This is a genomic window from Enterobacter sp. DC1 (assembly GCF_000568075.1).
Classification (GTDB): Bacteria; Pseudomonadota; Gammaproteobacteria; order Enterobacterales; family Enterobacteriaceae; genus Enterobacter; species Enterobacter asburiae.
In genome coordinates this window covers 239,340-252,379 of the sequence record NZ_AZUA01000006.1, presented here as the reverse complement: position 1 = coordinate 252,379, position 13,040 = coordinate 239,340, and the positions used below count along the sequence as shown (strand labels likewise).

Genomic DNA, 13,040 nt, shown 5'->3' with positions numbered 1-13,040 from the left:
GTCCTGAAGGAACGTTGAAGACTACGACGTTGATAGGTCGGGTGTGTAAGCGCAGCGATGCGTTGAGCTAACCGATACTAATGAACCGTGAGGCTTAACCTTACAACGCCGAAGCTGTTTCGGCGGACGAGAGACAGAAGATTTTCAGCCTTGATACAGATTTAACAGAATTTGCCTGGCGGCTTTAGCGCGGTGGTCCCACCTGACCCCATGCCGAACTCAGAAGTGAAACGCCGTAGCGCCGATGGTAGTGTGGGGTCTCCCCATGTGAGAGTAGGGAACTGCCAGGCATCAAATTAAATAGTAAGCCGGTGCATAAATCCGGTGGTTACAGCAGTCTTCGGTGGAGCGGTAGTTCAGTCGGTTAGAATACCTGCCTGTCACGCAGGGGGTCGCGGGTTCGAGTCCCGTCCGTTCCGCCACTTATTAAAAGCCCTGAGCTCACGCTCAGGGCTTTTTTCTTATCTGTCGTTTGATTATTGCGAAATTAGCAAAAATCCTCTGCGTTTTGCGATCTTTTTCTCTATAACAATGCCAGCGATAATCTTCCTCAGTTTACGAACATAATGATTGAGGAATAGTATGACTCTCCCTGCATTTGGTCTGGGCACTTTCCGCCTGAAAGACGACGTTGTTATCGCATCGGTTAAAACCGCACTCGAATTGGGTTATCGTGCAGTTGATACGGCACAGATCTATGAAAACGAAGCTGCCGTTGGGCAAGCTCTCGAAGAGAGTGGTGTGCCGCGTAACGAACTGTTTATCACCACGAAAATCTGGATTGAGAATCTCAGCAAAGATAAGCTAATACCTAGCCTGAAAGAGAGCCTGAAAAAACTGCGCACTGACTATGTAGATCTGACGCTGATCCACTGGCCATCACCGAATGATGCCGTCTCAGTAGAAGAATTCATGCAGGCATTGCTGGAAGCGAAAAAGCAGGGCTTAACCCGCGAAATCGGGATCTCCAACTTCACGATTCCGCTGATGGAAAAAGCCATTGCTGCTGTTGGCGCAGAAAATATTGCGACCAACCAGATTGAGCTGTCTCCATACCTGCAAAACCGCAAAGTCGTGGACTGGGCAAAACAGCACGGGATCCACATCACTTCATACATGACGCTGGCCTACGGTAAAGCGCTAAAAGACGAAGTGATTACGCGTATCGCAGAGAAACATAACGCCACTGCTGCGCAGGTCATTCTGGCATGGGCAATGGGTGAAGGTTATGCAGTGATCCCATCATCAACTAAGCGTGAAAACCTGGCCAGCAACCTGTTAGCAGCGGATCTTCATCTGGATGCTGACGATAAAAAAGCGATCGCAGCACTGGAGTGCAACGATCGCCTGGTAAGCCCGGAAGGTTTAGCTCCTGACTGGGATTAAGTTTGACTCGCCCTCTGTAACCTGAACCCTCACACAGCTCCTCCGGGAGCTGTTTTTATATGTTCACTCAGGAAGTCAATAAAGGCACGAATGCGCGTACTTACCGCTCTGTCACTGTAATACACTGCGCTAAAAGGCATCTCTACCGGAAGACGCTTGTCGGCCATTAACTCCACGAGCTCACCGCGCGCAATTTCTTTATCAATCATGTAATCCGACAAACAGGCGATGCCATTCCCGGTAAGGCACAGCTGCTTCAGCGTTTCCCCGCTGTTTGAGGATAACCCGCAGGTAATTTCATAAAGTTGACCATCATGGCAGGCAACAGGCCAGGTGTTCAGCGACACCGGCTCCGTAAAGCCCAGGCACAGATGCTGCTTCAATTCTTCAACCGTCTCCGGTTTACCATGTTCGGCAATATACTCTGGTGATGCGATTATTTTGCGGTAGCTGGCAAACAAAGGGCGGGCACGCAAACTTGAATCTGTCAGGGTTCCCGCCCGGATCGCCACATCTACTTTACGCTCGATGAGGTTGATAAACGTCTCTGAGGAGACCAGAGAAAGCGTCATCTCCGGATAGCGTTCGCGGAAAGGTTTGATCAGCGGCATCAGAAAGTGAAGCACCACCGGCGTGGCCGCATCAATGCGCAGCAATCCACGCGGCGTGCTGCGGGTCTCCATAATCTCCGTCTCCGCTGCAGCCATCTCCTGTAATACCGACTGCACGCGGCGGAAGTAACGCTCTCCTTCTTCCGTCAGGCTCAGCTGCCGCGTCGTTCGGTTAAGCAGACTCACTCCAAGCTTCATCTCCAGTTTTTTTACCGAACGGCTAATGGCCGAATTAGCCTGTCCCAGCTGTTCGGCCGCGCGGCTAAAGCTGCCGCTTTCAACGACGGCGACAAAGATTGTCAGCTCTTCCGAAGTTGCTTTCATTTTTGCACCACCTGCAAAATTCTATTGAGATTTTGACCATTTTTGTTATTTAAGCACTGGCGCATACTGCCTGTCATCTTAATCCTGATGATACGGAGTATTTTATGCCACTGGCGCTACTTGCCCTGACGATCAGTGCCTTTGCAATTGGCACGACCGAATTTGTTATCGTGGGCCTGGTTCCCACTATTGCTAACCAGCTTGCGATCTCGTTGCCCTCTGCCGGGCTGTTGGTGTCCATCTACGCCCTGGGCGTCGCCGTCGGTGCGCCAGTGCTGACGGCTCTGACCGGACGTTTTCCGCGTAAGCAGCTGTTAGTCGCGCTGATGGTGCTGTTCACCGCCGGCAACGTTCTGGCCTGGCAGGCGCCGGACTACACCACGCTGGTGATTGCCCGTCTGTTAACCGGCCTTGCACACGGCGTGTTCTTCTCGATTGGTTCCACCATTGCAACCAGCCTGGTGCCCAAAGAGAAAGCGGCTTCAGCCATTGCGATCATGTTTGGTGGGCTGACCGTCGCACTCGTTACGGGCGTACCGTTGGGAACGTTTATCGGACAACACTTCGGCTGGCGTGAAACGTTCCTGGCCGTCTCCTTGCTGGGCGTCATCGCCCTGGTGACCAGCCTGCTGCTGGTACCGTCGAATATTCCAGGCCGGGCAAGCGCCAGCCTGCGCGATCAGTTGAAGGTGCTCACGCATCCGCGTTTGCTGATTATCTACGCGGTAACTGCGCTGGGCTATGGCGGCGTATTCACCGCTTTCACCTTCCTGGCGCCGATGATGCAGGACCTGGCGGGCTTTTCCCCTAATGCCGTGAGCTGGATTTTGCTGGGATACGGTATTTCCGTTGCCATTGGCAATATCTGGGGCGGCAAGCTTGCGGATAAGCATGGTGCGGTACCGGCGCTGAAATTCATCTTCGCCGCCTTGGTTGTTCTGCTGATGATTTTCCAGTTCACGGCTTCGGTACACTACGCCGCGCTGGTCACTGTGCTGGTCATGGGGATCTTTGCCTTTGGTAATGTTCCCGGGCTTCAGGTTTACGTTGTCCAGAAAGCTGAGCTCTATACGCCAAATGCGGTGGACGTGGCGTCAGGGCTGAACATTGCCGCATTTAATATTGGCATTGCGCTGGGCTCCATCATTGGCGGGCAAACCGTAGCGCATGTTGGGTTAACCCAGACTCCGTGGATTGGCGCGGTGATTGTCCTGGTGGCCTTCCTGCTGATTGGCCTTAGTGGACGTCTCGATAAGCCAGCCCGGGTCGCGCTGGGATAACATCAGTAAGTGCTTGCTTACAAAACTGGAAAGCGGTTTCTCAGAAATTGCGTTGAAAGTATGACCTAAAGTCCCTATAACATTAGAACCAGTCCGTTTTCCGGGCTGGTTCATGTTACAGAGGCTGTTTCCAAAAGTGCGAAAAAATACCTATGCCATGCGTTATGTTGCCGGAATGCCCGCGGAGAGGATCTTGCCTCCGGGGTCATTTGCGAGCATAAGCCAGGCATTACCCGCCGGCACACCGTTAAGCAGCGATGAGAAAATCCGTGTACTGGTGTGGAATATCTTTAAGCAGCAGCGTGCCGAATGGTTATCGGTGCTCAAGAATTTTGGAAAAGATGCCCATCTGGTTCTGCTTCAGGAGGCGCAAACTACTCCTGAGCTGGTACGCTTTGCCACCACGAACTATCTTGCCGCCGACCAGGTGCCTGCGTTTGTCCTGCCGCAACACCCCTCTGGTGTGATGACGCTTTCAGCAGCACATCCGGTCTATTGCTGTCCACTGCGCGAACGTGAACCTATCCTGCGTCTGGCAAAATCGGCGCTGGTGACGGTCTATCCGCTGCCGGATACCCGTATGCTGATGGTCGTGAATATCCATGCGGTAAATTTCAGTCTGGGCGTGGATGTCTACAGTAAGCAGTTACTTCCGATCGGCGATCAGATTGCCCATCACAGCGGGCCCATCATTATGGCCGGCGATTTCAATGCCTGGAGCCGTCCGCGCATGAATGCGCTGTATCGCTTTGCGCGCGAAATGTCGCTGCGTGAAGTTCGTTTTAGCGATGACCAGCGCAAAAAAGCCTTTGGTCGTCCTCTCGATTTTGTCTTCTATCGTGGTTTGAGCGTGCATGACGCCTCTGTTCTGGTGACGCGCGCCTCGGATCATAACCCTCTACTAGTCGAATTCAGTCCCGGCAAACCTGATAAATAATGGTGTGTCAGGTCTGCCGTGGGGCAGGCCTGCGCGGGTGCTGCCCTTAATTTTCACTCACAAAGGACAGTACGATGACAACAACACGCTCCCATCATGACAACGTAGAAAAACAGTTTGGTTCTCAGGCAAGTGCCTATCTGAGCAGTGCCGTGCATGCTTCTGGCCGCGATCTGGTGCGTCTCGGTGAACGTCTGGCGGCGTTCCCGCAGGCGCACGTGCTGGATTTAGGCTGCGGGGCAGGGCATGCCAGCTTTACGGCTGCGCAGCAGGTCGCTCACGTTACCGCGTATGACTTATCCAGCCAGATGCTGGACGTCGTTGCCGGGGCGGCGAAAGCGAAGGGACTGGACAACATCGATACGCAACAGGGCTATGCCGAATCCTTACCGTTCGATGATGCGTCGTTTGAGGTTGTTATCAGCCGTTATTCCGCGCACCACTGGCACGATGTCGGCCAGGCATTGCGAGAGGTCAAACGTGTTCTGAAGCCGGGCGGCACCTTTATCATTATGGATGTGATGTCTCCCGGACACCCGGTGCGCAATATCTGGCTGCAAACGGTAGAAGCGCTGCGCGATACCTCGCACGTACAAAACTACGCCAGCGGAGAGTGGTTATCACTTATCACTGAAGCGGGGCTGATCGCGCGCGCGCTGATTACCGATCGCTTACCGCTTGAGTTCAGCTCCTGGATCGCGCGTATGCGCACCCCGGAAGCATTAAGCCAGGCGATCAGGCTCTATCAGGAGAGTGCGTCCGCGGAGGTAAAAGCGTACTTTGAACTGCAGGAAGATGGATCGTTTACCAGCGATACCATCATGGCCGAAGCGCAAAAAGCGGGATAAACAAAAAAGGCACCGAGGGGAATCGGTGCCTTTTTATCTTTCGATCGTGCTATCAGGAGTCTGGCGTCGCGCTGTTCTTCACAAACAGCGTCAGCTGGTCGCCTGGTTTCAGATTGTCAGTATCATTGTTCCAGCGCATCACATCCTTGATGTTTACGCCGTGTCGTTTTGCGATACTGGACAGTGAATCACCCTTGCGCACGCGATAGGTAATGCTATCGCTGTTGCTGGCGAGACGCTGTGCGCTGCTACCTGCACCTACCGTCAGAGTCTGACCCACTTTCAGGCCGGAGCTGCGCAGGTTATTCCACTGCTGCAGATCTTTCGCATTCACGCCAAGACGTGACGCGATGCCCGAAAGCGTATCACCTGAACGAACCTTATAGCTGCGGCTGTTAACTGATGATGCATCCGCGATCAGCGTTGACTGAACTGCGGCGATTTCACCAGAAGCTAAAGACTCGCGTAACTGCTCGGCATGTTTCTGCGGAACCATTACATACTGCGGGCCACTTGCCCCCAGGGTTGAGCCTTTAACGCCAGCATTAAAGGTTTTCAATTTACTTACCGACATACCCGTCATATCAGCAACCTGTTGAATATCAACCGGATTGCTGAGGCGAACACGCGCCAGTGCACGACTTTCGTCTGGTGTTGGCAGTTGTACACCGTAACGCTTGCTGTTCTTGAGAATATCGCTCAATGCCAGCATTTTCGGTACGTAAATCTTTGTTTCCTGTGGCAGTGAGAGCGACCAAAAATCGGTGGATTTACCCCGTGCTTTATTCGCTTTCATTGCCTTCAGTACACGACCTTCGCCACTATTATACGCAGCGACCGTTAACAGCCAGTCGCCGTCAAACATCTTGTTCAGACGTTGCATCATGTCGAGAGCGGCTGTCGTTGAAGCGACAACATCGCGACGCGCATCATAGTTGCGGGTCTGTTTCAGACCATAGTTTCGCCCGGTGCTCGGAATGATCTGCCAAATGCCTGCGGCATTGGCGCCAGACGTCGCGTGTGGGTCAAAAGCGCTCTCCACTATGGGTAGGAGTACCAGCTCCATAGGCATGTTACGTTTCTTAACTTGCCCGGCTATCCAGTACATATACGGCTCTGCCCGTAACGTTACATCGTGGAGATAGCTCTTATTACTTAAATACTTCTGTTTCTGTTCGCGAATCCGGGGATTTTCCGGAATTCCCATCTTTAGCTCGTCGCCAATAGAGGTCCACAAGTCTTGATCCTGCGCGTAAGATGTTCCATCGTCCATCCAGCGCGCCGAACTTGCAAACTTCCCTGCTTCCCCTTGACCAGCCGCAGAAAGGCTCTGTGCGTGCTGTTGTACGTTGCTGCCGTTTTGCGACTGGCAACCTACAAGCAGGACAGAGGCGAGTAATATCGCTTTTGCCTTCATGTGTGTGTCAATAGTTGCTTAAAAGACGAGCGATGATAACGGCGAAATTTTGAAAAGGCAACCCGCAATTATCTGAAGTTATCTTTCTTTGACCTTAACCATGCAAATCGCTGTTCTGGTTGTTGCAAATTTGTTTCTTGGTTAATTTTATTAATTAAATCAATATCATCTGTTCGTAAAAATAAATTAATTTGGCGCTCCTTTTTCAGAATTACGGGGAGTGTTTTTTGGTTTTTTGCACGTAACTCCTTCACTTTGTGATAATAATCCTGAATCGCTCGATCCTCGGGTAAGATGCTCACGGAAAACTTCATATTTCCTAATGTATACTCATGGGCGCAACAAATGAGCGTCTCATCGGGTAGCGCGTTAATCTTCTGTAAAGACTGATACATTTGAGCTGGCGTGCCTTCAAACAGTCTTCCGCAGCCTCCGGAGAACAACGTATCGCCGCAAAAAAGATAAGGCTTACTGTAGAAACACAGATGTCCCAAAGTGTGACCTGGTGTAGCAAATACGGAAAACTCCCACTCGCGTATGAGGATATTTTCGCCTTCTTTGACTACATGCGTGATTCCCTTATCTTGTGCCTCTGCCGGTCCGTAAACCACAAGATGCGGAAAATGGGCGCGCAGTTCAGGCACGCCGCCAGTGTGATCGTTATGATGATGCGTCAACAGAATGGCTTCTGGCTGCCAGCCGTTCTCTTTTATGGCGTGCAGTACAGGGGCGGATTCTCCGGGATCGACAATGACGCATCGGCGATCGTCGTCAACCAAAACCCAGATGTAATTGTCCTGAAACGCTGGAATACTGATAAGATTCATACATTACCTCTTAGAGCGTGGCGGGTGTTTTGATGAAACCGGCAAGGATACCTCAGACTGTCGCAGCACCGGAACGTTGGGCGGAATTGCCCTGGGGTGAATACTATCGCGAAGCGTTAGAACAGCAGCTGAAGCCCTGGCTCGCGAAAATGTATGGCTTTCACCTGCTTAAGATTGGCAATCTCAGCGCGGAAATCAATACCGAAAGCTGCGCTATCTCGCATCAGGTTAACGTCTCTCTCGGCGGATCGCCGGTTCAGGTGAAGGCAGACCCGTTGCATCTGCCGTTTGCGGAAAAATCCGTCGATGCGTGTTTGCTCGCACATACGCTACCCTGGTGCAGCGATCCGCATCGTCTGCTTCGCGAAGCCGATCGCGTGCTGATTGATGACGGCTGGCTGGTACTCAGCGGATTCAATCCGCTAAGCCTGATGGGCCTGCGTAAGCTGGTACCGGTGCTACGCCGGACTCCACCTTACAACAGCCGGATGTTCACCATGATGCGCCAGCTCGACTGGCTTTCGCTGCTGAACTTTGAGGTGCTTTGCTACGGTGGTTTTCAGGTGCTGCCCTGGGCGCGGCAGGGGGGCGTCGTGTTGAGCACCCATCTCCCCGCGTTGGGCTGTTTGCAGTTTATCGTCGCGCGTAAGCGAACCATTCCCCTTACGCTTAACCCCATGAAGCAGAGCAAGTCGAAAACGCCCATCCGCCAGACCGTCGGCGCCACGCGGCAGTACAAAAAAACCGATTAGGCGTCGGGCTGATAGCCCGCATCTTCATGTGCGGGATTGGATGCCGCAGCACGCGCCAGTTCGTCGCAGCGTTCGTTTTCCGGGTGGCCTGCGTGGCCTTTAACCCACTCCCACTTAATCTGGTGCTGGCCAAGCGCAGCATCAAGGCGTTTCCAGAGATCGACGTTCTTGACCGGCTTCTTATCGGCAGTTTTCCAGCCGCGTTTTTTCCAGTTGTGGATCCACTGGGTGATCCCCTGACGCACGTACTGGCTGTCGGTGCTTAACACCACGTCACAATGTTCTTTTAACGCCTCCAGCGCCACGATGGCCGCCATCAACTCCATCCGGTTGTTGGTGGTCAGAAAATAGCCTTCGCTAAAGGTTTTTTCGTGCTGGCGATAGCGCATAATCGCGCCGTAGCCGCCGGGTCCTGGGTTACCGAGACAAGATCCATCGGTGAAAATTTCTACCTGTTTACGCATCTCTGGTAGACTTCCTGTATTCGAAACGTTCAGTTAAACGATAAGTCTGACATAAATGACCGCTATGAGCACTGCAATTACTCGCCAGATTGTCCTCGATACCGAAACCACCGGTATGAACCAGATCGGCGCGCACTACGAAGGGCATAAGATCATCGAGATCGGCGCCGTTGAAGTGGTGAACCGTCGTCTTACGGGGAACAACTTCCACGTCTACCTCAAACCCGATCGGCTGGTTGATCCGGAAGCGTTCGGCGTTCACGGGATTGCCGATGAGTTCTTGCTGGATAAGCCGACTTTTGCGGATGTCGCTGACGAGTTCCTGGAATATATCAAGGGCGCCGAGCTTGTCATCCATAACGCATCGTTCGATATCGGCTTTATGGATTATGAATTCAGCAAGCTTAATCGTGATATTCCGAAGACGAACACCTTCTGTAAGGTGACGGACAGCCTGGCGCTGGCAAGGAAGATGTTCCCCGGCAAGCGTAACAGCCTGGATGCACTCTGCTCGCGCTACGAGATAGACAATACCAAGCGAACGCTCCACGGGGCGTTGCTCGATGCCCAGATCCTGGCCGATGTCTATCTGACGATGACCGGCGGGCAGACGTCAATGAAGTTCAGTATGGAAAATGAATCCCAGCAGACGCAAGGCGAAGCGGGCATTCAGCGTGTTGTTCGTCAGGCAAGCCGCTTGCGGGTTGTTTTAGCCAGCGATGAAGAGCTTCTTAATCACGAATCCCGGCTTGATCTGGTCCAGAAGAAGGGCGGCAGCTGTATGTGGCGCGCCTGAAAAAACGCCTGAATGCCTGTAAAATCATCGTTTGGGCGATTTTTGCAGCAAACGATTCAAAACGTGAGAAAAAGCGTTGACGAGATCGGAGGCGCACCGTAATATGCGCCTCGTTCCCCAAACGGGAACAGTGGAGCGGTAGTTCAGTCGGTTAGAATACCTGCCTGTCACGCAGGGGGTCGCGGGTTCGAGTCCCGTCCGTTCCGCCACTATTCAGAAGGCCTGAATCAGAAATGATTCAGGCCTTCGTCGTTTCAGCCTTCTGTAATCTCATCCTCTCTCTTATCGTTAACATAAAGTTAATATGCATAGTGCAATTTATTAACAAATGCACGAATATAGTGCATTATTTGCACTGGTATTGTGCGTTTCACCATCACTCCTCTCTGCGCACCTCATTCAGAATGTTTCTTTCTGTAAAAATAATTCACGCGGAATCATTTGGTTATCTCCTGCTTTCCAAAAATATACCGAACCAATTACGTATTGGTTTGGTTATTGCTTAATCATTAGCACGATAAGCTTCATTCCATATCAATAACTTATCGTTAATAAAAATAAAGCAATGATGAAAGCGAGCGAACCAATATGGAAAAACCGTCACGGTTTCTGGCAAATTCCAGCACCGCGCTTGAGCAGCTGCGCGGGCTTATCAACCAGCATGAGTCAACACCAGGCATACCGCTGCCCACGGAACGTGAGCTGTCGGACACTCTCGGCGTAGGACGACGTGAAGTGCGTCGTGCGCTGGACGTGCTGGAAGAAGAGGGGCGCATCTGGCGTAAGCAGGGCAAAGGGACCTTTATTGGCCCGGCGGCACCTGTTGAACCGCTGGCCCTTCAGGGATTGGTTCAGCAGACCAACCTTCTGGAAGTGATGGAAGCTCGTCTACAGCTCGAACCCGGCTTAGCCCGGCTTGCGGCACTGCGTGCCACCAGGGAAAACCTCGCGCTCATGCAGCGCATGCTGGAACGCATCGATAAGGTCAGCCCGGATGACCGCGATCTCAACGAACTCTGGGACAGCGCCTTTCACCGGGCGATTGCCGAGGCGGCGGGCAACCGTCTGATGCTCGGCCTGTTTGATGCCATTGATGCCGTGCGGCGTGAACCGGGCTGGCAGCATCTGCGCGAGCTGGCGCGCACCCCCGAACGTGTCGACAGCTATAACGACCACCACCATAAGATCATGTCTGCGATTATCCATCGCCAGCCTAATGAAGCCGCGGCCGCCATGCGCGAACACCTGCTCAGCCTGCAAACCGCCCTGATTCAGGCGATCCATCTTGAGGACGACTTCACGCCATGACGACAATACCCTTTAAGGACGCCACGCCCGTATTGCGGGTGCAAAACCTCAACGTTACGTTTGCTGGCTCGCCGGCTAGCGTGCTTGATGGTATCTCGCTGACCGTCAGGGCGGGCGAAACGCTGGCTCTGGTGGGAGAGTCTGGCTGCGGAAAAAGTATCACCTCACTGGCGCTGATGGGGTTACTGCCCGCCAGCGCGCAGATTGTCAGCGGTGAGATGCAGTTTCGCCGCCACGATCTGCGAAAGCTCTCACCGCGGGAATATGCCGACCTGCGCGGCAGCGAGCTGGCGATGATTTTCCAGGAGCCGATGACCTCGCTCAATCCGGCGTTCACGCTGGGCGATCAGCTCAGCGAAGCGGTGATGCGACACCAGAGCGTCTCGCGCGCCGAGGCGATGAAGGTCGCGCTGCAGATCCTCGAGAAGGTACAGATCCCGGCGGCAGAGATGCGCCTTAAAGCGTATCCCCACCAGCTTTCCGGCGGCATGCGCCAGCGCGTGATGATTGCGATGGCGCTGATTAACCATCCCAAACTGCTGATTGCTGATGAACCCACCACCGCGCTCGACGTCACCATCCAGGCGCAAATCCTCGCCTTGCTCAACGTCTTAAAAGAGGAAACCGGCACGGCGGTGCTGATGATCACCCACGATTTGGGCGTGGTGGCGGAAGTCGCCCAGCAGGTCGCCGTGATGTATGCCGGGCAGGTGGTGGAGCAGGGGAGCGTGGAGGCGATATTCGCCGACCCGCAGCACCCGTACACCATCGGCCTGATGGGCTCGATTCCTTCTCTTGGCGCACGCAAGGGCCAGCTCTCCACCATTCCCGGATCGGTCCCGCTCCCGGAATCCATGCCGAAAGGCTGCCGTTTCGCCACCCGCTGTCCGTTTGCGCAGTCGCGCTGCCATGATGAAAAACCGCAGCTCACCGCGCTCGGCGCGGGCCATCAGGTCGCCTGCTTCCGCGTGCCGCTCGAACAGAACATTGCCCTGGGAGAAATCGCATGACCACGCCCATTCTTGAAGCCCGTGACCTCAGCAAGCTTTTCCCCGGCCCCAAAAAGCTCTTTACTCCGGCACGGTTTGTCACGGCGGTCGATCGCGTTTCGCTTGCCGTGATGCCGGGCGAAACGCTGGCGATCGTCGGCGAGTCCGGCTCCGGGAAATCTACGCTCGGTCGTCTTCTGCTGCGCCTGCTGGCCGCCAGCGAAGGGCGCGTGTTTTATCAGGGGGAGGAGATCACCGATGCCTCCGGTGCCCGCCTGAACCAGCTCCGGCGCGAGCTGCAGATTATTTTTCAGGATCCCTTCGCCTCGCTCAACCCGCGCATGACGGTGGAGCAGATCGTCGGAGAGCCGCTGTGGCTGCATCAGAACATGAAAAAAGCGGATCGCCAGTACCGCGTTGCCGAGCTGCTCAAAACCGTTGGCCTGCCTGCCGCCTGGGCCGGGCGCTATCCGCACGAGTTTTCCGGCGGGCAGCGTCAGCGTATCGGCATTGCGCGTGCGCTGGCTTCCGGGCCGAAGCTGCTGCTGGGCGATGAGCCGGTATCCGCGCTGGACGTGTCCGTTCAGGCGCAGGTGGTCAACCTGCTGGAAAGCCTGAAGCACCAGCTTGGGCTGACGATGGTGATTGTCGCCCACGGCCTGGCGGTGATCCGCCATATGAGCGATCGCGTGGCGGTCATGTATCTCGGGCAAATCGTTGAGCTTGCCACCGTCGACGAAATTTTTGACGCACCGCTGCACCCCTATACGCAGGCATTGATTGCGTCGGCACCGCAGATGCAGCCGGGCGTTGAACGCGACGCGCCGCTGCTGCAGGGGGATCTGCCCAACCCGGCCAGCCCGCCGTCCGGCTGCCGTTTCCACACCCGCTGCCCCTACGTCACCGATGAATGCCGCCAGGTCGAGCCGATCAATCAGGTGCTCGACGGCGGGCGTCAGGTTGCCTGCCATCGCTGGCAGGAGATCAACCGCGATCGCGGCGTTATCCAGATCGCACCGCCATCCGCCGCCTTTCTGCGCCGCCGCGCGCTGTTTGAACACGCGGCCACTCACTCGTCCCTTCCTTCAAGGAACTCATGAT

At 54.4% G+C, this 13,040-nt stretch carries 13 protein-coding genes, 2 tRNA genes and 2 rRNA genes; 13 read left to right on the top strand and 4 right to left on the bottom strand.

Translation table 11 applies throughout. The features are described 5' to 3' along the window. The 4 genes from P346_RS0121890 to dkgB all read left to right on the top strand — a co-directional run. A 23S ribosomal RNA gene (locus P346_RS0121890) occupies positions 1 to 102 on the top strand; the annotation flags it as partial. A gap of 72 nt (positions 103 to 174) precedes the next feature. Then, positions 175 to 290 (top strand): 5S ribosomal RNA (gene rrf, locus P346_RS04805). A gap of 55 nt (positions 291 to 345) precedes the next feature. After that, positions 346 to 422, top strand: a tRNA-Asp gene (locus P346_RS04810). Positions 423 to 582: 160 nt separating this feature from the next. Beyond that, the gene (gene dkgB / locus P346_RS04815; protein ID WP_029739683.1) at positions 583 to 1,386 is read left to right on the top strand and encodes a 2,5-didehydrogluconate reductase DkgB; all 804 of its coding nucleotides are present in this window, start codon (positions 583 to 585) and stop codon (positions 1,384 to 1,386) included. A 29-nt stretch (positions 1,387 to 1,415) separates the two neighbouring features. Here the strand turns inward: dkgB and yafC are convergent, their stop codons facing one another. After that, positions 1,416 to 2,321: a DNA-binding transcriptional regulator YafC gene (gene yafC / locus P346_RS04820; RefSeq protein ID WP_032661736.1), complete on the bottom strand. Its 906-nt coding sequence runs from the start codon at positions 2,319 to 2,321 to the stop codon at positions 1,416 to 1,418. 104 nt (positions 2,322 to 2,425) lie between these two features. Here yafC and P346_RS04825 point away from each other — a divergent pair, with 104 nt between their 5' ends. The 3 genes from P346_RS04825 (at position 2,426) to P346_RS04835 (ending at position 5,386) form a co-directional block, all read left to right on the top strand. Continuing rightward, entirely contained in the window at positions 2,426 to 3,601 is a 1,176-nt protein-coding gene (locus P346_RS04825; RefSeq protein WP_029739685.1) for an MFS transporter, read from the top strand. A 136-nt stretch (positions 3,602 to 3,737) separates the two neighbouring features. Beyond that, a complete protein-coding gene (locus tag P346_RS04830) occupies positions 3,738 to 4,538 on the top strand; it encodes an endonuclease/exonuclease/phosphatase family protein (RefSeq protein WP_024909448.1) in 801 nt (266 codons plus the stop codon). Positions 4,539 to 4,612: 74 nt separating this feature from the next. Next, positions 4,613 to 5,386 carry a class I SAM-dependent methyltransferase gene (locus P346_RS04835; protein WP_032661732.1) on the top strand — a complete coding sequence of 258 codons (774 nt, stop codon included), beginning with the start codon at positions 4,613 to 4,615 and terminating at the stop codon, positions 5,384 to 5,386. Between the two features lie 52 nt (positions 5,387 to 5,438). On the opposite strand, the gene mltD is transcribed toward P346_RS04835, so the two are convergent. Both mltD and gloB read right to left on the bottom strand, forming a co-directional pair. Continuing rightward, positions 5,439 to 6,803: a murein transglycosylase D gene (gene mltD, locus P346_RS04840; protein WP_032661729.1), complete on the bottom strand. Its 1,365-nt coding sequence runs from the start codon at positions 6,801 to 6,803 to the stop codon at positions 5,439 to 5,441. Positions 6,804 to 6,871: 68 nt separating this feature from the next. After that, positions 6,872 to 7,630: a hydroxyacylglutathione hydrolase gene (gloB, locus tag P346_RS04845; RefSeq protein ID WP_032661726.1), complete on the bottom strand. Its 759-nt coding sequence runs from the start codon at positions 7,628 to 7,630 to the stop codon at positions 6,872 to 6,874. A 32-nt stretch (positions 7,631 to 7,662) separates the two neighbouring features. Between gloB and P346_RS04850 the strand changes: the two genes are divergently transcribed. Beyond that, positions 7,663 to 8,382, top strand: coding sequence for a class I SAM-dependent methyltransferase (locus tag P346_RS04850; protein ID WP_023310484.1), 720 nt, complete (start codon positions 7,663 to 7,665; stop codon positions 8,380 to 8,382). Here the strand turns inward: P346_RS04850 and rnhA are convergent. Further along, positions 8,379 to 8,846, bottom strand: coding sequence for a ribonuclease HI (gene rnhA / locus P346_RS04855; protein ID WP_023310485.1), 468 nt, complete (start codon positions 8,844 to 8,846; stop codon positions 8,379 to 8,381). The two genes, P346_RS04850 and rnhA, sit on opposite strands and share 4 nt — an antisense overlap. Positions 8,847 to 8,910: 64 nt before the next feature. Here rnhA and dnaQ point away from each other — a divergent pair, with 64 nt between their 5' ends. The 5 genes from dnaQ to P346_RS04880 all read left to right on the top strand — a co-directional run bounded on the left by dnaQ (position 8,911) and on the right by P346_RS04880 (position 13,039). Then, on the top strand, positions 8,911 to 9,642 hold the full coding sequence (dnaQ, locus tag P346_RS04860; protein ID WP_029739690.1) for a DNA polymerase III subunit epsilon: 732 nt from the start codon (positions 8,911 to 8,913) through the stop codon (positions 9,640 to 9,642). A 132-nt stretch (positions 9,643 to 9,774) separates the two neighbouring features. Next, a tRNA-Asp gene (locus tag P346_RS04865) sits at positions 9,775 to 9,851 on the top strand. Positions 9,852 to 10,230: 379 nt separating this feature from the next. Beyond that, positions 10,231 to 10,950 carry a FadR/GntR family transcriptional regulator gene (locus P346_RS04870; RefSeq protein ID WP_023334601.1) on the top strand — a complete coding sequence of 240 codons (720 nt, stop codon included), beginning with the start codon at positions 10,231 to 10,233 and terminating at the stop codon, positions 10,948 to 10,950. After that, a complete protein-coding gene (locus tag P346_RS04875; protein ID WP_032661723.1) occupies positions 10,947 to 11,960 on the top strand; it encodes an ABC transporter ATP-binding protein in 1,014 nt (337 codons plus the stop codon). Before P346_RS04870 ends, P346_RS04875 begins: the two co-directional genes overlap by 4 nt. Beyond that, a complete protein-coding gene (locus P346_RS04880) occupies positions 11,957 to 13,039 on the top strand; it encodes an ABC transporter ATP-binding protein (RefSeq protein ID WP_032661721.1) in 1,083 nt (360 codons plus the stop codon). Before P346_RS04875 ends, P346_RS04880 begins: the two co-directional genes overlap by 4 nt. Position 13,040: the final 1 nt, after the last annotated feature.